Source organism: Alkalibacillus haloalkaliphilus (genome assembly GCF_007991275.1).
Taxonomy (GTDB): domain Bacteria; phylum Bacillota; class Bacilli; order Bacillales; family Alkalibacillaceae; genus Alkalibacillus; species Alkalibacillus haloalkaliphilus.
On the sequence record NZ_BJYA01000001.1, the window covers coordinates 32,146 to 49,989 of the forward strand.

General features: G+C 40.7%; 19 protein-coding genes. 2 read left to right on the plus strand and 17 right to left on the minus strand.

Annotation, left to right across the window (positions count from 1 at the left end):
- Nucleotides 1–11: 11 nt before the first annotated feature.
- Both AHA02nite_RS00135 and mreB read right to left on the minus strand, forming a co-directional pair.
- Nucleotides 12–833, minus strand: coding sequence for a flagellar hook-basal body protein (locus tag AHA02nite_RS00135; protein WP_146813190.1), 822 nt, complete (start codon nucleotides 831–833; stop codon nucleotides 12–14).
- A gap of 35 nt (nucleotides 834–868) precedes the next feature.
- A complete protein-coding gene (gene mreB / locus AHA02nite_RS00140; protein WP_146813192.1) occupies nucleotides 869–1,870 on the minus strand; it encodes a rod shape-determining protein in 1,002 nt (333 codons plus the stop codon).
- A 200-nt stretch (nucleotides 1,871–2,070) separates the two neighbouring features.
- Here mreB and AHA02nite_RS00145 point away from each other — a divergent pair, with 200 nt between their 5' ends.
- The gene (locus AHA02nite_RS00145) at nucleotides 2,071–2,382 is read left to right on the plus strand and encodes a hypothetical protein (protein ID WP_146813194.1); all 312 of its coding nucleotides are present in this window, start codon (nucleotides 2,071–2,073) and stop codon (nucleotides 2,380–2,382) included.
- A 48-nt stretch (nucleotides 2,383–2,430) separates the two neighbouring features.
- Here the strand turns inward: AHA02nite_RS00145 and AHA02nite_RS00150 are convergent, their stop codons facing one another.
- From AHA02nite_RS00150 to AHA02nite_RS00160, 3 genes are read right to left on the minus strand one after another with little or no spacing between them, the layout of a single operon-like run.
- On the minus strand, nucleotides 2,431–4,104 hold the full coding sequence (locus AHA02nite_RS00150) for an acyl-CoA dehydrogenase family protein (protein ID WP_146813196.1): 1,674 nt from the start codon (nucleotides 4,102–4,104) through the stop codon (nucleotides 2,431–2,433).
- Complete coding sequence (locus AHA02nite_RS00155) at nucleotides 4,101–5,618, minus strand: class I adenylate-forming enzyme family protein (RefSeq protein ID WP_146813198.1); 1,518 nt, start codon at nucleotides 5,616–5,618, stop codon at nucleotides 4,101–4,103. Before AHA02nite_RS00155 ends, AHA02nite_RS00150 begins: the two co-directional genes overlap by 4 nt.
- A 2-nt stretch (nucleotides 5,619–5,620) precedes the next feature.
- Nucleotides 5,621–6,004, minus strand: coding sequence for a MerR family transcriptional regulator (locus AHA02nite_RS00160; RefSeq protein WP_146813200.1), 384 nt, complete (start codon nucleotides 6,002–6,004; stop codon nucleotides 5,621–5,623).
- Between the two features lie 142 nt (nucleotides 6,005–6,146).
- On the opposite strand from AHA02nite_RS00160, the gene AHA02nite_RS00165 reads away from it, so the two are divergent.
- On the plus strand, nucleotides 6,147–6,650 hold the full coding sequence (locus tag AHA02nite_RS00165) for a hypothetical protein (RefSeq protein WP_146813202.1): 504 nt from the start codon (nucleotides 6,147–6,149) through the stop codon (nucleotides 6,648–6,650).
- Nucleotides 6,651–6,746: 96 nt separating this feature from the next.
- Here the strand turns inward: AHA02nite_RS00165 and spoIIID are convergent, their stop codons facing one another.
- The 12 genes from spoIIID to atpF form a co-directional block, all read right to left on the minus strand.
- Nucleotides 6,747–7,004, minus strand: coding sequence for a sporulation transcriptional regulator SpoIIID (gene spoIIID, locus AHA02nite_RS00170; protein WP_017187531.1), 258 nt, complete (start codon nucleotides 7,002–7,004; stop codon nucleotides 6,747–6,749).
- 620 nt (nucleotides 7,005–7,624) lie between these two features.
- Entirely contained in the window at nucleotides 7,625–8,302 is a 678-nt protein-coding gene (locus tag AHA02nite_RS00175; RefSeq protein WP_146813204.1) for a M23 family metallopeptidase, read from the minus strand.
- Between the two features lie 166 nt (nucleotides 8,303–8,468).
- Complete coding sequence (spoIID, locus tag AHA02nite_RS00180) at nucleotides 8,469–9,446, minus strand: stage II sporulation protein D (RefSeq protein ID WP_146813206.1); 978 nt, start codon at nucleotides 9,444–9,446, stop codon at nucleotides 8,469–8,471.
- 388 nt (nucleotides 9,447–9,834) lie between these two features.
- Nucleotides 9,835–11,136, minus strand: coding sequence for a UDP-N-acetylglucosamine 1-carboxyvinyltransferase (gene murA, locus AHA02nite_RS00185; protein ID WP_146813208.1), 1,302 nt, complete (start codon nucleotides 11,134–11,136; stop codon nucleotides 9,835–9,837).
- A gap of 35 nt (nucleotides 11,137–11,171) precedes the next feature.
- Complete coding sequence (locus AHA02nite_RS00190) at nucleotides 11,172–11,834, minus strand: YwmB family TATA-box binding protein (RefSeq protein WP_146813210.1); 663 nt, start codon at nucleotides 11,832–11,834, stop codon at nucleotides 11,172–11,174.
- 74 nt (nucleotides 11,835–11,908) lie between these two features.
- Nucleotides 11,909–12,142 (minus strand): DUF1146 family protein, encoded by a 234-nt coding sequence (locus AHA02nite_RS00195; protein ID WP_146813212.1) that lies wholly within the window; start codon nucleotides 12,140–12,142, stop codon nucleotides 11,909–11,911.
- Nucleotides 12,143–12,296: 154 nt separating this feature from the next.
- Nucleotides 12,297–12,701 carry a F0F1 ATP synthase subunit epsilon gene (locus AHA02nite_RS00200; protein ID WP_146813214.1) on the minus strand — a complete coding sequence of 135 codons (405 nt, stop codon included), beginning with the start codon at nucleotides 12,699–12,701 and terminating at the stop codon, nucleotides 12,297–12,299.
- Nucleotides 12,702–12,757: 56 nt separating this feature from the next.
- Nucleotides 12,758–14,155, minus strand: coding sequence for a F0F1 ATP synthase subunit beta (gene atpD, locus AHA02nite_RS00205; RefSeq protein WP_146813215.1), 1,398 nt, complete (start codon nucleotides 14,153–14,155; stop codon nucleotides 12,758–12,760).
- A gap of 36 nt (nucleotides 14,156–14,191) precedes the next feature.
- Nucleotides 14,192–15,052: an ATP synthase F1 subunit gamma gene (gene atpG / locus AHA02nite_RS00210; RefSeq protein ID WP_146813216.1), complete on the minus strand. Its 861-nt coding sequence runs from the start codon at nucleotides 15,050–15,052 to the stop codon at nucleotides 14,192–14,194.
- Nucleotides 15,053–15,090: 38 nt separating this feature from the next.
- The gene (atpA, locus tag AHA02nite_RS00215) at nucleotides 15,091–16,599 is read right to left on the minus strand and encodes a F0F1 ATP synthase subunit alpha (RefSeq protein ID WP_146813218.1); all 1,509 of its coding nucleotides are present in this window, start codon (nucleotides 16,597–16,599) and stop codon (nucleotides 15,091–15,093) included.
- Between the two features lie 17 nt (nucleotides 16,600–16,616).
- Nucleotides 16,617–17,162 carry a F0F1 ATP synthase subunit delta gene (locus AHA02nite_RS00220; RefSeq protein ID WP_146813220.1) on the minus strand — a complete coding sequence of 182 codons (546 nt, stop codon included), beginning with the start codon at nucleotides 17,160–17,162 and terminating at the stop codon, nucleotides 16,617–16,619.
- Nucleotides 17,159–17,680 carry a F0F1 ATP synthase subunit B gene (atpF, locus tag AHA02nite_RS00225; protein ID WP_146813222.1) on the minus strand — a complete coding sequence of 174 codons (522 nt, stop codon included), beginning with the start codon at nucleotides 17,678–17,680 and terminating at the stop codon, nucleotides 17,159–17,161. The genes AHA02nite_RS00220 and atpF overlap by 4 nt, the downstream gene beginning before the upstream one ends.
- Nucleotides 17,681–17,844 lie beyond the last annotated feature (164 nt).

Below are 17,844 nucleotides of genomic sequence, written 5' to 3' on the forward strand. Positions count from 1 at the left end.
CCTCCTCTAGACTACCTTAAACGCCCGATTTCGTTTGCGGCTAATTCCATACTTTGATCAAACGTTCTGACGACTTGTTGGTTCATTTCAAACATGCGGTGTGCACGTGTCATGTCAGCCATTGTCGCCTGTGTGTCGACGTTAGACCATTCTAAATGGTTTTGTCGTACTTGGAAGTCTGCTCCAGCAGCTTCACGTGCATCAACAACTGCATCTTCACCGTCATTGTTAAATAAATTTTCGCCTTCTTTGACAAAGTCATTAGCATTCGGGTGATAGCCAATACCTAATAACGTTTGGTCAAAAGCAGAAATAACTTCACCGTTTTCGGTTACTTCAAAAGCTTCAGAGCCTGTTTGGATCGGCTCACCATCTTCATTTAATACATAATAACCTTCATTTGTCGTTAAAAAGCCTTCTGCATCAACTGTGAAATTACCGTTTCGTGTATAACGAACGTCACCGTCTTCATTGGCTACTTCAAAAAATAGAAAGCCTGTTTCATCAGGTAAGTTCCCATTTTGAAGAGCTACATCTGTCGGCATACTCGTTTCGCGCACGTCCCCTTGTTCAAATAAAGGTACGTCTTCTTGCAAGTAAGTTCCAGAATTAATCGAACCGACGATCTGATTACGTGGCAAATTAAGCCCGTTTTCAGTCGGGATGTTTCTGTTTTCAACATTTTGGATTAACATTTCTGGAAATGCACGAAAAGTTGAACGGTCTTGTTTAAAGCCGGGCGTTAGTGCATTCGACATATTATTGCTTAATGAGTCTTGATGACGCTGATTAGCAATCATCCCTGCACCAGCTGTATTAAAACCTCTTAGCATGGTGTGGCCTCCTTTTTAACCGAAAAAAGCGTTGTTTAAACGATTTTGTCTTTAGGTAATTTATCGATATTTTCAAGCATAATGCCTGTTCCTTCTGCTACACAGCTCATTGGGTCTTCTGCGATAAAGACAGGTACTTTAAGCTCTTCAGCTAGTAGTTGGTCAATACCGTTTAATAGACCTCCACCGCCAGTAATAATGACACCACGGTCGATAATGTCTGCTGATAATTCTGGTGGTGTAGCTTCAAGTACTGTCTTCGTTGCCTGTACAATTAAGCTTACGGATTCACGTAATGCTTCTTCAATCTCATCAGAGTGAACGGTAATTGTACGTGGTAAACCAGACACTAAGTCACGTCCACGAATGTCCATTGATTCGTCACGGTTGCCTGGGAATACCGTTGCAACGTTCATTTTAATATCTTCAGCTGTTCGATCACCGATTAATAGTTTGTATTTACGCTTTATGTACTGCAAAATCTCTTGATCGAATTTGTCACCAGCTAGTTTGATAGATTCAGAAGTTACGATATCACCCATTGATAAAACGGCAATATCAGTCGTTCCACCACCAATGTCGACAACCATGTTACCGCTCGGTTGGAAAATATCCATACCCGCGCCAACTGCAGCGACTTTTGGCTCTTCTTCTAAATAAATTTTCTTACCGCCTGACTTTTCAGCCGCTTCTTTAATCGCTTTTTGCTCAACTTTCGTAATGTTTGTTGGGCAGCATACTAAAATACGTGGCTTTGAAAACATTCCGCGCACGTTAATTTTCTCTATAAAGTAACGAAGCATTGCTTCTGTCACATCAAAATCAGCAATAACACCGTCTTTCAGTGGGCGAATCGCTTCGATGTTTCCTGGTGTACGACCGACCATACGACGTGCGGCATGCCCTACTTCTAACACTTTACCTGTATTTCGATCCATCGCGACAACCGATGGCTCATCTAACACAATGCCTTTTCCTTTCACATGAATCAAAACGTTTGCTGTACCTAAGTCTATCCCGATATCTCTAGCGAACATGTAAAATTAATCCCCCTGACTTATATCCCATCATTTTGACGTACGAAAATATAATTAATCTATTGTAATATTTTATCACTTTTTTCCTAAGGTGTCATGTCATTTTTCTCCATTGTCGAAAGTTTATGAAAAGGACATGATAGACGAGTTAATTAGGGTTGTCAGCCTTTTTGTCCTAATTAGCTGATTGTCGAATTTTCTTGAGTAAAAGTGAAAAAAGTCGGATGTTGGTGGGTGGTGTTATAAAGCTGTCTTTCGGTGGACGCTTTTACCACAGGGCACAATACAACAACAGCGTTCAACTCGAACTTATCGGCGCTCACAAAGTTTTATCAGCGCTCAGCCTCAACTTATCAGCGTTCACCAAAATTTATCAGCGCTCAGCCCGAACTTATCAGCGCTCGCAAAAATTTATCAGCGCTCAGCCCGAACTTATCGGCGCTCGCAAAAATTTATCAGCGCTCAGCCCGAACTTGTCGGCACTCGCCGTTAACACTTTCCCTCAACCCTAATTACTCCCCCAAGCAAAATCCACCGCCTGGGTTTGACGGTGGATTTGTTTATGATTCGGTAGGTTGTAGGTTTTCTTCTTGTACGATTGTTTTAAAATGTTTTAATGGTAAGTCTGTGACGTTGTTTCCTCCTTTGAATGTTTGTTCTAAAAATACTTCACAAACGGCGTAAGAACGGTCATCTTCTTCTGCCATTTCTAATGCTGTGACTCCTTCTAATATTTGCGTCATTAAGTTAGCGACGCGTTTAGGGTGCATGAGCATCGTTTGTTCGTCTGATTCGTTAAGTTGTGTAAGCATAGTCATAAGATCGTTTATGGCCGTTTTAACGGGGGCTGCTAGTGGTGTCACTCGGTCTGGCAAACGATGGATTCGCTCATTTATGTCGCGCAAAAATAGTTCATGGACGTTGAACTTTTTGATCAAGCGCAGTACTTCAAGCCCTAAAATATTCGCTGTTCCTTCCCAAACGGTGAGTACTTGTGCGTCGCGTAGTAGTCGTGGTGTGACGAAGTCTTCGATGTACCCGTTACCGCCATGCATTTCGATTGCTTCGTGTGAGAAGTCAATCGCTTGTTCTGCCGTTTCTTTTTTCAAAAGGGCAATGTGTAAACGTAACATCGCTTTGTCATCGTCTGTTGCTTGTGAATTTTTAGCCATCACTTGGTCAAATTGTTCGATGAGTTTAAAAGTGGCTGTCATTTCAACTTCTAATTTCGTCGCCAAGTGTGTAAGCGTTTCTTGGACCATAGGGTAGCTTGCTAATTTTTCTCCAAAAGCATCGCGATTAAAAGCATAATCTCGTGATTCTGTATAAGCTCTTCGCATAATGCCAAGAGAGGCAACCGCGTTACACACTCTTGATAGATTAAGAGCTTCCATCATGTATTTGAACCCGTGAAATGCATCACCGACTAAGTAAGCTTTGGCACCATTGAACTCGACTTCTGCTGATGGCACTGCTCGAACACCGAGTTTATCTTTTAACCGGCGGATTGATAATTTGTTGTCCGCTCGATTCTCTTCCCATGGCACTAAAAACAAACTTAAGCCGCGTGACCCTTCTGGTGCATCTTCCATTCGGGCAAGCACCATGGCAACACCGCACATGCCGCTGTTACTCGCGAAATATTTTTCACCATGGAGACGGTAGTGGTCACTTTCTTCAACCGCTTCAACGACATTAGCCCCGACATCTGATCCACCTTGACGCTCAGTTAAAAACGTTGCTCCTTCATACAGTTCAGTATCACCAGTAGCTAGTACATGCGGTAAAAAGCGTTCTTTCAACTCATCATCAGCATAATGATCGATTAAATAGGCAGTTGCCATCGTTAAAGTCACGGGACAGTAAAAGCCGGGCTCAGACTGTGACAACACATACCCTTGCGCATAAGAGTAAATGTAATTGCCCGCATGCCCTAACTCTGGAATGTCTTTATGAACGTAGCCGACAATTCCAGTTTCATACGTTTCTTTAACGGTTTCAAGATAGCCTTCATTAACCCACACTTTATTGACTTCTTCACCCATTTTATTGTACTTAATGAGCCGTGGCTCCCCTTCTCGATCAGTATGAACAGCGCGCTTATCAATGTCTGTTGCAACACGCTCCCCGAATTTCGTCAACTGCTCGTCAGCATAGTCGAAAAAATGGGCGGGTAAATGTTTTTTTAGTAATTTTTGCAGTAATGGGTCGTTCGTGTAAAAGTTTTCACTCACATGGATGCCTCCTGACGTTCGCGTAGTTCGTTGCGCAATAGTTTTCCTGTTGCATTACGTGGTAGCGCTTCCACTTGTTCGTAAACTCTTGGAATTTTATAACTTGCGATCTTGTCTTGTAAAAATGATTTGATCTCCGCTTCTAAATCAGAAAGCGCTTCATTTAATGCGACAAATGCTTTTGCCGTTTCGCCCCATTCTTCGTGAGGGATCCCGACGATTGCAACATCTTCAACCGCTTCATGTTGCATAATTACTTTTTCAACTTCTGTTGGGAAAATGTTCACACCACCAGATATAATGACGTCTTTCTTACGGTCAATGACCCAGAAGTAGCCGTCTTCATCCTGAATGGCAATATCACCTGTATACAGCCAACCGTCTTTAAGCGTCTCAGCCGTCTTGTCAGGTGCTTTGTAATAACCTTTCATTGTCCCTTCACCACGTAAAATAATTTCACCAGGCTCACCTTGCGCGACGTCTTGGCCATTTTCATCGACGAGACGAATCTCGCAATTTAATGCCGCCCTTTGACCGATACTACCAGACTTGTCACCGTGTTCTTCAGATTTTAATAGAGTACCGTTTGGACCCGCTTCAGTTAGTCCGTATACGCAAACGAGGCTGTCTGTTTTGAACCTCTCTTTTACGAGATTTACTTCATTAGACACTAGTGGCGCACCACCATACACCCAGTATTCCATTGATGATAAGTCATACTGCTCAATGTCAGGGTGCTTCGCTGTCATTAAGTAGGCAACAGGCGCACCAAAGAAGTGGGTTACTTTTTCTTTTGATACCATGTCGAGAAGTAAGTCTGGTGTGAATGTAGGAGCTAAAACGTGTGTTGCACCGACGTATAAGCCAGCGACCATAAATAAGTGCAATGGCGCTGAGTGACTTAATGGCATCATGTGGAGTACGCGGCTTTGTTTATTCATCGGCATTTCAATACAGATCATCGTCGCGACCGTTAAAATGTTGCGGTGTGTAAATAAAACACCTTTAGGATTACCCGTTGTGCCTGATGTGTATAAAATCGATGCTTCTTCATCTTCTGTCGCATCACAATGAACAGGTGTAGCGTCACCTTGTAATAACGTATTAAAAGATAACCAGTCACCTTGTGCTTCACCTGTTTTAATAAACGTTAAGTCGTTTGATTCAGTTAGTTTTTGTGAATGATCAAATAACAGCTCGTGTGTTGCGAAAAATTGCGCTTCACTATGATCAAGAATATACTGAATCTCTTGTTGCGTTAGCTTGGCGTTAATTGGGATAACGATTCCCTTTAGTCTTAATACTGCGACATACAACGTCATAAATTCTGTAACATTAGGCATATGAATGACGAATTTGTTCCCTTCTTTAAACCCTAACTCTTTTAATCTATTGGCAATGCGATTAACTTGGTCATTCCACTCTCCGTAAGACAAACGCCCATATGGTGACACTAATGCTTCATGGTTTGGGTCCTTTCGTGATTGATAAGCTAACAGTTCAGAAATATTCATCGTTATTCCTCCTCTAATTGGTTTAACTCATCGTGAAACACTTGTAAAAACTGTTCCATCTCATTTTTCATTTGTTCGAGTTCTTGAATGCGTTTTGATACTTCATGAATTTTGTCCTCACCGTATTCGATCGTACGTTTAAGCTGTTCTTTTCCAGTAGGGTCTTCCTCGAATAGGAGAACCATTTCTTTAATTTCTTCTAAGTTGAAGCCGTATTTTTTACCACGAAAAATGAGTTGTAGTTGGGTCATTTCTTTCTTCGTAAATTGTCTATGACCGCTTTTGTTCCGCTTCGGTTGTAGTAAGCCGACTTCTTCATAGTAACGAATCGTTCTAGTTGAGACGTTAAATTGTGCAGCAAGCTCAGAGATCGAATAGTGGGACATTGACGGCACCTCCTTTTGTTATCGGAATTTTCTTATATTTTTAGTTTACCATTTACGTTAACGTTAAGTTCAACTAGTTTTTGTCATGTTTAGCCTTGTTTTTGATTATATATTAATAGAGTTGTCCATAGGGGGTGTTCGATTGGGAAAAGTCTTGTTAAATCTCGGCGTCGTCGTGTTTTTCAGCTTATTAACGGTTGCTTTATTGTTAATCGTGAATGATGAGCGTAACGATATTCGTGAAGGACAACCTGTATCGTTTGAACTGAGCGGAGAAAGTGAGTTTTGGAGCTTGTCCAACTATAAACTTGCGATTGAGCCGATGCAGTTAATCGCTGGTGATGGTGTTTTATCATTTAAGGGGCATTATAGTGAAACGGATTATTTTTATTATACTGTGATGGTGAATGTGAATGGTGAGCAACAGACGATCTCAACTTCCTCTGTTCATATGAAAGATGGTAACAAAATTGAGATCGATGAGTTTGAAATGGGTGAGACACAACTTGGTGGGTATTTTTACAATGTAGATGGTGAGCCAGTTACAGAAAATGATATTTGGCAAATTTACGTAATCTTAGAGTGGCATGATCCTAATGGGGAGATGGTGTATGATCAAATTTTGTTGTATCAATCAAACGTTTGATTGAAAATAAAAATTGCCTGTCACGTGTGTAGGGTGTAATCCCCTATATGTACAGTCTTGCGTACGTCGTGACAGACAATTAGTTCGTACAACTATTTAAACACCGCTTTTTTCTCTGTACTTCTTTTTCGTCGCCTCACCACCTCTCAGATGCCTTATTGACTTGTGGTAGTCAAGCACTTCTTTAACTTCCTTTGCTAAGGCGGGATTAATGTCCGGTAAGCGTTCGGTGAGATCTTTATGGACCGTACTTTTTGAAACACCAAACTCCTTTGCAATCGCGCGAACTGTATTTCGCGAATCCAACAAATGCTCAGCAATCTTGATCGTTCTCTCTTTGATGTAATCGTGCAAATCACTCGCCTCCTGAGATGTTCACTCTTAAGGTGTAGATAGTACATTTTATTCACTGCACTAAAGGAATATGATACACAAACGTGATTTACAGAAAGCTATTTAAACAAGTAGGTGCTGAGTTTTTACTCGGTGAAATTATATGCATGGGTTGAGGGAATATGAATGTTTTTGGGGGGTTGGTGATTTTTGTGAGTGCTGATAAATTTTTGCGAAGGCTGATAAATTCGGCTGAGCGCTGATAAGTTGAGGCTGAACGCTGATAAATTTTCGTGAGCGCTGATAACTTGAGGCTGAACGCTGATAAATCTTCGTGAGCGCTGATAAACTTCTGGGGTGCTACATTTTCGTTTGAGGGGTAAAAGTTGTGTGAGCGCCAAATTAACTGCACGAGCGCCAGAATAAGTTGCCCGAACGCCAAATTAACTGCACGAGCGCCAGAATAGTTTGTCCGAACGCCAAATTAATAGCGTGAGCGCCAGAATAGCCTGCTCGAGCGCCAAATTAATTGCGTGAGCGCCAGAATAGCCTGCTCGAACGCCAAATTAACTGTGCGAGCGCCAAAAAAATAAAAGCCCCGCACAATGTCGGGGCTTTTAAATGGGTGATGGCTTACTGTTTTATTGGAATCCTGGATTTACAGGTTCACCATCTTCAATTAATTGGAAGTGTACTTTGCTCACATCAGGTCCTGAGTAAACATTTTCGCCTGAGACACCAAGTTTGTCGCCTTGACTTACTTCGTCGCCTGCTTCTACATCAATTTCAGATAAGCTTGCGTAGACTGTCATGCGTTCGCCTTCGTGTTCAATTTCAACTGTTTGACCTAATAAATCGTCATCTTTCACTTCAACAACTGTACCACTTAATGCTGCGATGACTTCGAATGGTTCGCCATCTGTTGATGTGATATCAACTCCTTGGCTTTGGTAGTATCTGTTGTTGTAGAAAATTAATGCATCTTCCTGCTCTTCACCAGATGCATTGACGTCGTAGAAGTTAGTTATGATTTCTGTGCGGTCTCCTAGTAATACTGGAAGAACCAAATCTTCTTGATCTGCTACTACCGGTTCAGCCTCATCAGCATTTTGTTCCTGGTGTTCGATGAGGTCGTTTTGTTCGACTTGCCAGTTGTGATCATTTTCTTCTGCCTCATCTGTTCCAGTCATCTGATAAATCAATACCCCTGCTAACACGACAGTCACTAGTGTAATGTAAAGCGTTGGATAGAACCAGCGTTGGCGTGTGAGCTTTTTCCACTTCGATTCGCGGAAAGTCCTTCTTTCCTTTTCATTCATTTTTCATCACCTCAGCAACCATTCTGAACCGAAATGACAAATTATATACATGGAAGAAGAAAAAATTTCTAAAAAACATGAGTAAAGTCAAGTTTTTAGGACAAAATATACTTTTTTGTCTGTGATGAAAAGCGAAAACCCACCTTATAATCAAGGTGGGTCAGCTTTATAAAATGCTTTCGATTGATTCAATTTGTACGTCTTGGTAATAGTGTTGGACAATTTCTTGGTATGAGTTGCCTGATTGTGCCATACCGTTTGCTCCGTATTGACTCATTCCAACACCGTGGCCGTAGCCGTTTGTTTTAAAGATAATGTGGTCGGATTCTGCTTCGATCGAAAAGTCGTTTGAGCGTAAGCCGAGTTTTTCTCTAACTTCTCTTCCTGAAAAAGTCTCGCCGTTAATGACGAGTTCTTTGATACGGTTGCTTTCAGTTCTTACTATATTAGAGACATCAAATGTATGACCTGACAATCCGAGTAGTTGCAACACTTCACTATAGGCGAAAATTTCTTGGTCACGGTACACTGGAGATTGTTCATCCCAAGGGCTCGATACGCTTCTTAAATACGGGATTTCGTTTTGCCAGTAGTCTTCAGCGTTTTCGGTATAGCCGTTGCTCGTTGAGAAAAAGGCTGCTGTAATTGGGTTTCCATCATACGTTATAATTTCTCCTGATGTTTCTTGCACCGCTTGATTGATTTTTCCCATATTACCAGAGTAGTTCACGCCCCATGCTTCTCTTAGTTCACTTTCAGACTGAAACACTTGGTGGTCGACAGTATCTGTCACGTGATATTCTTCATCTGATCCGTGAATGAGCCGCTGTACGATATATGTTCTTGCAGCTAATGCCTGCGCTTTCAGTGCTTCCATCTCAAAGTCTGCTGGAATTTCAGAAGCCACTACTAATGCTACATAGTCTTCTAGCGGAACTGTTTCGATCGTGTCAGTGCTATCTCTTAGCACGTTTACGATGATTTCGTCTCCTTCTCCACTAGTCGACACATATTCAGTAGATTGTTCGATGTTGATATGTCCGTTTTCTGTAGCTGCTTCTGCGAATGGTATGACGATTAAACTCGGAATGACTGTAATTACGGCTAGTAAAATGATTCCTAGGATCAATCCTTGTCGTTTCAATGTAAAATCCTCCTTCAATAAATGAATATTGACTTCTATTAACATTCTTATTCAGGTAGGAAGTTTAATAGAACGGAAAAAGTGAGGAGGAAAATGAAAAAATTTATACTTTGAATGTGGTGGTGTAAAGACTCACACCACCTACTATCGCTACATCAAAATGTTCCGCTTGTACAGCCACCATATTAGGCAAACATGGTTTTCGAAGTTCCAATGTGGAAACGCATTTCCCCCCAATTTCTCAACACGATTCTTGTAACAATAAACCCGTCACATTTAGTATAAAGCCAAGAATATGAACAACTTTAAGTGTTAGATTTTTATAAAATTAGACAACGAAAAGAGGAAGCGAACGCTCGCTCCCTCTTTTAATCTATGAATTTGATTGTTAACTAGACTGAACAATAGAATCATTTGCTGGATTTTGATTTCCTTCATAAACACGTTCAATGTCAGCACCGATTCCTTTAAGTTTGCCTACAAAATCGACATAACCGCGATCTAAGTGTTTGAGTTCAGTTACGACTGTGCGGCCTTCTGAAACTAAGCCAGCTAAAACTAATGCAGCTGCTGCGCGAAGGTCTGTTGCTGAAACTTCGGCACCTTGAAGGTTAACTGGTCCTTCAATAATGGCACTACGTCCTTCGATTTTTGCTTTAGCATTCATTCTTCTAAATTCTTCTACATGCATAAAACGGTTTTCGAATACCGTCTCTGTGAGCACACTTGTGCCGTGCGCCTTCATAGTTAGGGTCATCAACTGAGCTTGAAGGTCAGTTGGAAAACCTGGGTATGGTAATGTTTTAATATCAATTGGTTTTAATAAATCAGTTCCAATTACGCGGACACTATTTTCATATTCTTCAATGTGAACGCCCATTTCCTTCATTTTCGCAATAAGTGAACGTAAATGAGCTGGAATTGCACCGTCAACGATGATGTCGCCGCCTGTAATAGCACCTGCTACCATGAACGTTCCTGCTTCAATACGGTCAGGAATAATGGTATGTTCTACACCTGTTAAATTTGGAACACCTTCGATTCGGATCGTTTCAGTTCCAGCGCCAACGACTTTACCACCCATTTGGTTAATGTAATTAGCTAAGTCGATAATTTCAGGTTCGCGGGCACAGTTTTCCATAATTGTTGTGCCTTCAGCTAAAGCTGCAGCCATCATTAAGTTTTCAGTTGCACCTACACTAGGAAAATCTAAATAAATGCGTGCGCCATGTAAACGGCCGTTAGCAAATGCTTCTACATAACCGTTTCCAACTTCAATCGTCGCCCCCATAGCTTCAAGACCTTTTAAATGTTGGTCAATTGGTCTTGAACCGATTGCACAACCACCTGGCATCGCCACTTTTGCATGACCATACCTTGCTAATAAAGGTCCTAATACTAAGACGGACGCTCTCATTTTGCGAACGTATTCAAATGGTGTTTCCGTTTTTAATTCATTCGCTGCATCTATATACAATGTATTTTCATCACGTAAAACATTTACATTCATATAACGTAATACTTCACTAATTGTATCCACATCAGCTAATGTGGGAACTTGTTTTAATGTTGTCTTTCCTTCACTTGCCATAATGCTTGCTGCGATAACAGGTAAAACAGCATTTTTAGCACCTTCAACTTTGACAGTGCCGTTTAATCTATTACCTCCAGATACGATGATCTTATCCAATATCTTTCCCTCCGTGTCGATAGTCCGTATGTTATTTAATATTCAATTAGGAGGATAGGTGTGCCGATTGTAATTGTATTTTTTCCATGATCCTCTTCACGAATAGCTAATTGAATATTCATTTTTTCATCTTCTAATGGGACATACTCTTCAATTTGATTTGTGTATCCACTAAAGACAGACAGTTGTTCTTCTATCATTTTATTCTTTAATTCTAGTTGAAAGTCGTCTTTAATGTCGTTTAGTAACAAATTACTATCTATAATACCACTTAAGTATGACTGAAAACATGAGTACACTTTACCATTTTCAAAGAATTGATTTAAACTGAGTTCATCAAAGCGGTCAAGTACTTCAGCGTATATGCGCTCGCTCCATTGCTCACCGCTTATTCGGTACACTAATTGCATTGTGTTATGACTAACTTCAACTGTATATAGAGTTTCGTCATATACACCCCCTTTATGAGGGTGTTTAACCTTAATTTCATTATTTAAAACCTTTTTTAGTGACAAAATTTCACTTTTTTCACCATTTAGCTTCATTGTTACGTTAAATGAGTGAACATCCCAATCTTGTTCAATTACATAATCGGCTAAAACTTCAAAATCTGAAGTCGTTGCTGCCTGATTACTAGATTGATAGATGATCACTTGACTTAGTAAAACAACTGATAATAAAACAAATAAGAATCGCATGGACTCTTCCCCCTTTTATTAGAAGGATGGTCCACGCTTCGTTATTTTAAACGTTAAAAGTTTCGACAGTTTACTTATAAAAAGTAAGACAGTTGTTGTGACCAGTTAATGAAGTCTAAGAAGAAATTACTTACGGTTGTACCTAATGCAACCGTTAAGAATATTAATAAGATTTTACTTTCTGTTTCTTTATTCTTTTTAAATAAAGCTTGTATATTAATTGATTCTAACGCTTTCCACGCTAGTATGATAAATATTATATGTGATGCCATACCAATTAGAGCATCAACAGCATTATCTATAAACATCATAACACCTCTTTGTTAAATTATGTATAGCAATTAATGACAATTATGTGCATTACCCAGGAAATATCGACACGGAAATATGAATATTGTTGTATGTATTAGAAATATAATGTTGGTTTAAGTGGAAAAAAGATCTGACCAAAGCGGCCAGATCTTATTTGTTGTTAGCAACTTCTAAGCGATTTGTAGCACGTTGTAATGCCGACTTCGCACGTGTGAAATCAATCTCTTCTGATTTTGTTTCGTTAAGACGTTCTTCAGCGCGTTGTTTTGCAGCTTCAGCACGGTCTACATCGATATCAGAAGGATTTTCTGCAGCTTGTGCTAAGATTGTGACTTTGTCAGGACGTACTTCTAAAAAGCCACCACTTACAGCTACATAATCCGTATTGCCTTGTTTCTTCAATCGAACTGCACTAATGGTTAGAGGAGCAACTAATGGGATGTGACCTGGTAAGATTCCCAGCTCGCCACCTTCTGCTCTAACACTTACCATATCATATGACTCTTCTAGTACAGGGCCGTCAGGAGTGACAACACTCACAGTTAGTGTTTTCAATCTTACCCCTCCTTGGGCACTATTTAAGCGACAGTAAGCTGCCGCTTAAAGTCCCATTATTGTTCCATTTGGTTAGCTTTTTCAACTACTTCTTCAATACGTCCAACTAGACGGAACGCATCTTCTGGTAAGTCGTCATACTTACCGTCAAGAATTTCTTTGAATCCGTTAACTGTTTCTTTAACAGGTACATATGAACCAGGCTGGCCTGTGAACTGCTCAGCAACGTGGAAGTTTTGAGATAAGAAGAACTGAATACGACGTGCGCGGTTAACAGTTTGCTTATCTTCTTCTGTTAGTTCGTCCATACCTAAAATTGCAATGATATCTTGTAATTCTTTATAACGCTGTAACGTTTTCTGTACTTCACGCGCAACTTCATAGTGCTCATCACCAACGATGTGTGGGTCTAGTGCACGAGATGTTGAAGATAGTGGGTCTACTGCTGGGTAAATACCTTGCTCTGATAACTTACGCTCTAAGTTAGTTGTTGCGTCTAAGTGAGCGAAAGTTGTTGCAGGAGCCGGGTCTGTATAGTCATCGGCAGGTACGTATACCGCTTGGATCGATGTAATCGAACCTTTTTTAGTCGATGTGATACGTTCCTGTAATTGACCCATCTCTGTTGATAGTGTTGGCTGGTAACCAACGGCTGATGGCATACGACCTAATAGGGCTGATACTTCTGTACCCGCTTGAGTAAAGCGGAAGATGTTATCGATGAATAGAAGTACGTCTTGTCCTTCTTCATCACGGAAGTATTCTGCCATTGTTAGACCTGTTAATGCTACACGCATACGAGCACCTGGTGGTTCGTTCATCTGACCGAATACCATTGCTGTCTGCTTAATAACACCAGAGTCGCTCATTTCGTAGTAAAGGTCGTTACCTTCACGTGTACGCTCACCTACACCTGCGAATACTGAGATCCCGCTGTGCTCTTGAGCGATGTTGTTAATAAGCTCCTGGATTAGTACTGTTTTACCTACACCTGCACCACCGAATAGACCAATCTTACCACCTTTTACGTAAGGTGCTAATAAGTCTACAACTTTAATACCTGTTTCAAGGATTTCTGTTTCAGTCGCTAAGTCATCAAACTTAGGAGCTTGACGGTGGATTGGATCACGGCGTGTGTCTTCTGATACTGGCTCTGCTAAGTCAATGTGTCCACCTGTTACGTTAAACACACGACCAAGAGTGTCATTACCTACAGGTACACTGATTGGAGCACCTGTGTTTTCTACTTCCATACCACGGACTAGACCATCAGTAGAGTCCATCGCGATCGTACGAACTGCATCGTCGCCAAGGTGTAAAGCAACTTCTAGTACTAAGTCCGTTTCACTTTCACCTTGTACGATTAGGGCGTTATAAATTTCAGGTAACTGGCCGCTTTCGAATTTTACGTCTACTACCGGTCCCATAACCTGTGTTATACGTCCGTTACTCATCCTTTTCCCTCCTAACTGCTCATATCCAAAAACGTTCTATTCAAGTGCTGCTGCACCACTAACAATCTCTGAAATTTCTTGAGTAATGGCTGCCTGACGTGCACGGTTGTAAGAAAGTGTTAGCTCGTCGATGATATCTTCTGCATTGTCAGTAGCGTTACGCATTGCTGTCATTCTTGATGCGTGTTCACTTGCCTTACCGTCTAATAAGGCACCATACACAAGGCTTTCAGCGTATTGTGGCAGTAGTGTTTCTAAAATTTGTTCTTGGTTTGGCTCATACTCGTACATGCTGCTTTGTTTTTCACCGACATCAATATCATTAAGTGGAAGAACTTTCGTCTCTGTCACTTCCTGACTGATCGCACTAATAAAGTGGTTGTAGAATAGGTTTAATTCATCAACTTCTTCACTAGAAAACATGTTTACAGCATAGTTTGCAATGTCTTTAATCTCAGCAAAGTTCGGTTGGTCTGGTAAACCTGTAATTTCATGCGCGATTGGTAATTCACGCTTCTTACAGAAATCTCGGCCAACTTTACCTATTGGGATTATGACATATTCATCTTTTGATTGATGGCGCTCTTCAATTGTCTGATACAGCTTACGTAACACGTTTGTGTTGTAAGGACCAGCAAGACCACGGTCTGAAGTGATTACGATATATCCCGTCTTTTTAACAGGGCGTGAAATAAGCATTGGGTGGTCAACATCGATATTACCTGAAGCAATACTTGCAACAACTTCTTGAATCTTTTCCATGTATGGAACGAATGCTTTTGCGTTGTCTTCAGCTTTGTTCAGTTTCGAAGCTGACACCATTTCCATTGCTTTCGTAATCTGTTTCGTGTTCGAGGTCGAACTAATTCGCGCCTTTAGATCACGTAAAGATGCCACAACGTCTCACCACCTTTTTCTAGAGACTTGTTTCTTTATTATTCAGAAACGACAAATGTATTTTTGAAATCACTAATTACTTTGTTAAATTCATCAGTTTCAGGTAACTTACCTGTTTCACGGATGTGGTTAAGAATTTCAGAACCGTGTTGCTTTAAGTAAGCATGTAGTTCTTCTTCAAAACGTACAACATCTTCTACTGGAATGTCGTCTAGGAATCCGTTAACTAATGCATAAATAATCGCAACTTGGTACTCAACACGTTGTGGTTGGTGTAGACCTTGCTTTAAGATCTCAACTGTACGTTGACCACGGTCAAGTTTAGCTTGTGTTGCCTTATCTAAGTCAGAACCGAACTGTGCGAAAGACTCTAGCTCACGGAATGATGCTAAGTCTAGACGCAGCGTACCTGCTACTTTCTTCATCGCTTTAATCTGAGCTGAACCACCTACACGTGATACGGATAGACCAGGGTTGATCGCTGGACGTACACCTGAGTGGAATAAATCAGACTGTAGGAAGATCTGTCCGTCTGTAATTGAGATTACGTTTGTTGGAATATACGCACCAATGTCACCAGCTTGTGTTTCAACGAAAGGTAGTGCAGTTAAAGAACCGCCACCTTTTTCGTCACTTAACTTCGCTGCACGCTCTAATAAACGAGAGTGTAGGAAGAATACATCCCCTGGGAATGCTTCACGGCCTGGTGGGCGACGTAGTAGTAATGAAAGCTCACGGTATGCAGCCGCTTGCTTAGATAAGTCATCATATACAACTAATACGTGCTTACCGTTGTACATGAACTCTTCACCCATTGTTACACCAGCATATGGAGCTAGGTATAGTAATGGAGCAGGTTCAGATGCACCAGCATTTACAACGATTGTATAGTCCATTGCTCCGCGCTGACGTAGTGTTTCAACTACACCACTTACAGTAGAGTCTTTTTGACCAATCGCTACATAAATACAAATTACATCTTCTTCTTTTTGGTTAAGAATTGTATCGATTGCAATGGATGTCTTACCAGTCTGACGGTCACCAATGATTAGCTCACGCTGACCACGACCGATTGGTACCATTGAGTCGATTACTTTAATACCTGTTTGTAATGGTTCATCAACTGATTTACGATCCATTACGCCAGGTGCTTTCGCTTCGATTGGACGAGTATTAGTTGATTCAATTGGGCCGTTACCGTCAACTGGTTGACCTAATGAGTTAACAACACGTCCGATTAGTTCATCACCTACAGGGACTTGCATAATGCGACCTGTGCGGCGAACTTCATCACCTTCACGAATTTCTGTAAATGGTCCTAGGATTACCACACCAACGTTATTTTCTTCAAGGTTTTGCGCCATTCCCATAACACCGTTAGAGAATTCAACAAGCTCACCTGACATAACGTTATCAAGACCATGAACACGTGCGATACCGTCACCAATTTCGATTACAGTACCGACATCATTTACTTCTATATCAGAGTCATAGTTTTCAATTTGCTGCTTAATAAGCGCGCTTATTTCTTCAGCTTTGATGCTCATCCATTTCACCCCTATCTTTACTTGTTTGCAGAGACGACACTCTGTTCAATGCGTTTAAGTTTTGTAGCAACCGTACCATCAAAGATGTGGTTACCAACGCGAACTTTTAAACCACCAAGGATCGTTTGATCGATAATGTTATTAATGCGAAGGGTGTTTTTGTTTAACTTTTTCGCAAACACATTTTGGATTTGTTGTTGTTCATCTTCAGTTAAAGCACGAACAGAATATACATCAGCTTCTGCAATGCCTCTTGCTTCATTCTTCATGTCCACAAAAGACTTTACGATTTGTTTTAATGAGTTCATACGGCTTTTATCCGTTAAGACAAGTAATAAGTTAACTGTCTCTTGAGAAAAGCTTTTGAACACTTCACGGATGAAGTTTTTCTTTTGATCTTTTGAAACGCGTGGATTCTCAAAGAAAGCTTTAAGCTCTTCGTCTTTAGTAAACACTTCAATAACTGTGTTTAACTCTTCTTCTAACTGAGGTAAGTTAGACTTTTCTGTTCCAATTTCAAACAAAGCATTTGCATATCGATTCGCTACTGTTGAATTACTCATTTGCTCTCGCCTACTTTTTCTAAGTATTCGTTAATTAGCTTCTCTTGTTCATCCACAGTTAATTCTTTCTCGATTACTTTGCTTGCAATTTGTACAGATAATGTACCAACTTGCTCTTGTAATGCTAGCACAGCACGCTCTTTTTCTTGTTCGATTTCTTGGCGTGCACTTTCTTTAATGCGCTCTGCTTCTGATTTTGCAGTTTGAATCATTTCTGCTTCTTCAGATTTAGCTGTTTTACGAGCGTCATCGATGATCTTCTGAGCGTTTTCACGAGTGCCTTTTAACTCGTCTTGCGCTTCTTTCATTAAACGTTCAGATTCTTGTCTATTCTTTTCTGCTGTATCTATTTCATTTGCGACATGTTCCTCACGCTCTTGCATGACGTTCATTAATGGACGCCAAGCGAACTTCGTAATTAGTGCTAGTAGTATGACGAACATAACTAGTTGCACGATCATATCGCCTGCATTAAATCCAATTTCTGCGTTTAAAATAAATAAACGTGGGTCTAACAAAGCCTTCACTCCTTTCGCCTAATCATCCCTTTAAGGCTTAAAAGGAAAAACGATGTTAACGCTCTTTCGCGAAAGTTACGTTTCCTTTTATTCATTTTGCACAAACTAACATAAAGGAATGGCGAAGTTTCTCATTGTCACTTCGCCATTATGTTGATGTCATG

What these genes read in the sequence shown, in the direction of transcription:
- atpA (WP_146813218.1), bottom strand. Translation starts at nt 16,599, where the DNA reads ATGAGCATCAAAGCTGAAGAAATAAGCGCGCTTATTAAGCAGCAAATT.
- AHA02nite_RS00190 (WP_146813210.1), bottom strand. Translation starts at nt 11,834, where the DNA reads ATGCGATTCTTATTTGTTTTATTATCAGTTGTTTTACTAAGTCAAGTG.
- AHA02nite_RS00195 (WP_146813212.1), bottom strand. Translation starts at nt 12,142, where the DNA reads ATGTTTATAGATAATGCTGTTGATGCTCTAATTGGTATGGCATCACAT.
- AHA02nite_RS00160 (WP_146813200.1), bottom strand. Translation starts at nt 6,004, where the DNA reads ATGTCCCACTATTCGATCTCTGAGCTTGCTGCACAATTTAACGTCTCA.
- atpD (WP_146813215.1), bottom strand. Translation starts at nt 14,155, where the DNA reads ATGAGTAACGGACGTATAACACAGGTTATGGGACCGGTAGTAGACGTA.
- mreB (WP_146813192.1), bottom strand. Translation starts at nt 1,870, where the DNA reads ATGTTCGCTAGAGATATCGGGATAGACTTAGGTACAGCAAACGTTTTG.
- AHA02nite_RS00175 (WP_146813204.1), bottom strand. Translation starts at nt 8,302, where the DNA reads ATGAATGAAAAGGAAAGAAGGACTTTCCGCGAATCGAAGTGGAAAAAG.
- AHA02nite_RS00155 (WP_146813198.1), bottom strand. Translation starts at nt 5,618, where the DNA reads ATGAATATTTCTGAACTGTTAGCTTATCAATCACGAAAGGACCCAAAC.
- AHA02nite_RS00220 (WP_146813220.1), bottom strand. Translation starts at nt 17,162, where the DNA reads ATGAGTAATTCAACAGTAGCGAATCGATATGCAAATGCTTTGTTTGAA.
- AHA02nite_RS00135 (WP_146813190.1), bottom strand. Translation starts at nt 833, where the DNA reads ATGCTAAGAGGTTTTAATACAGCTGGTGCAGGGATGATTGCTAATCAG.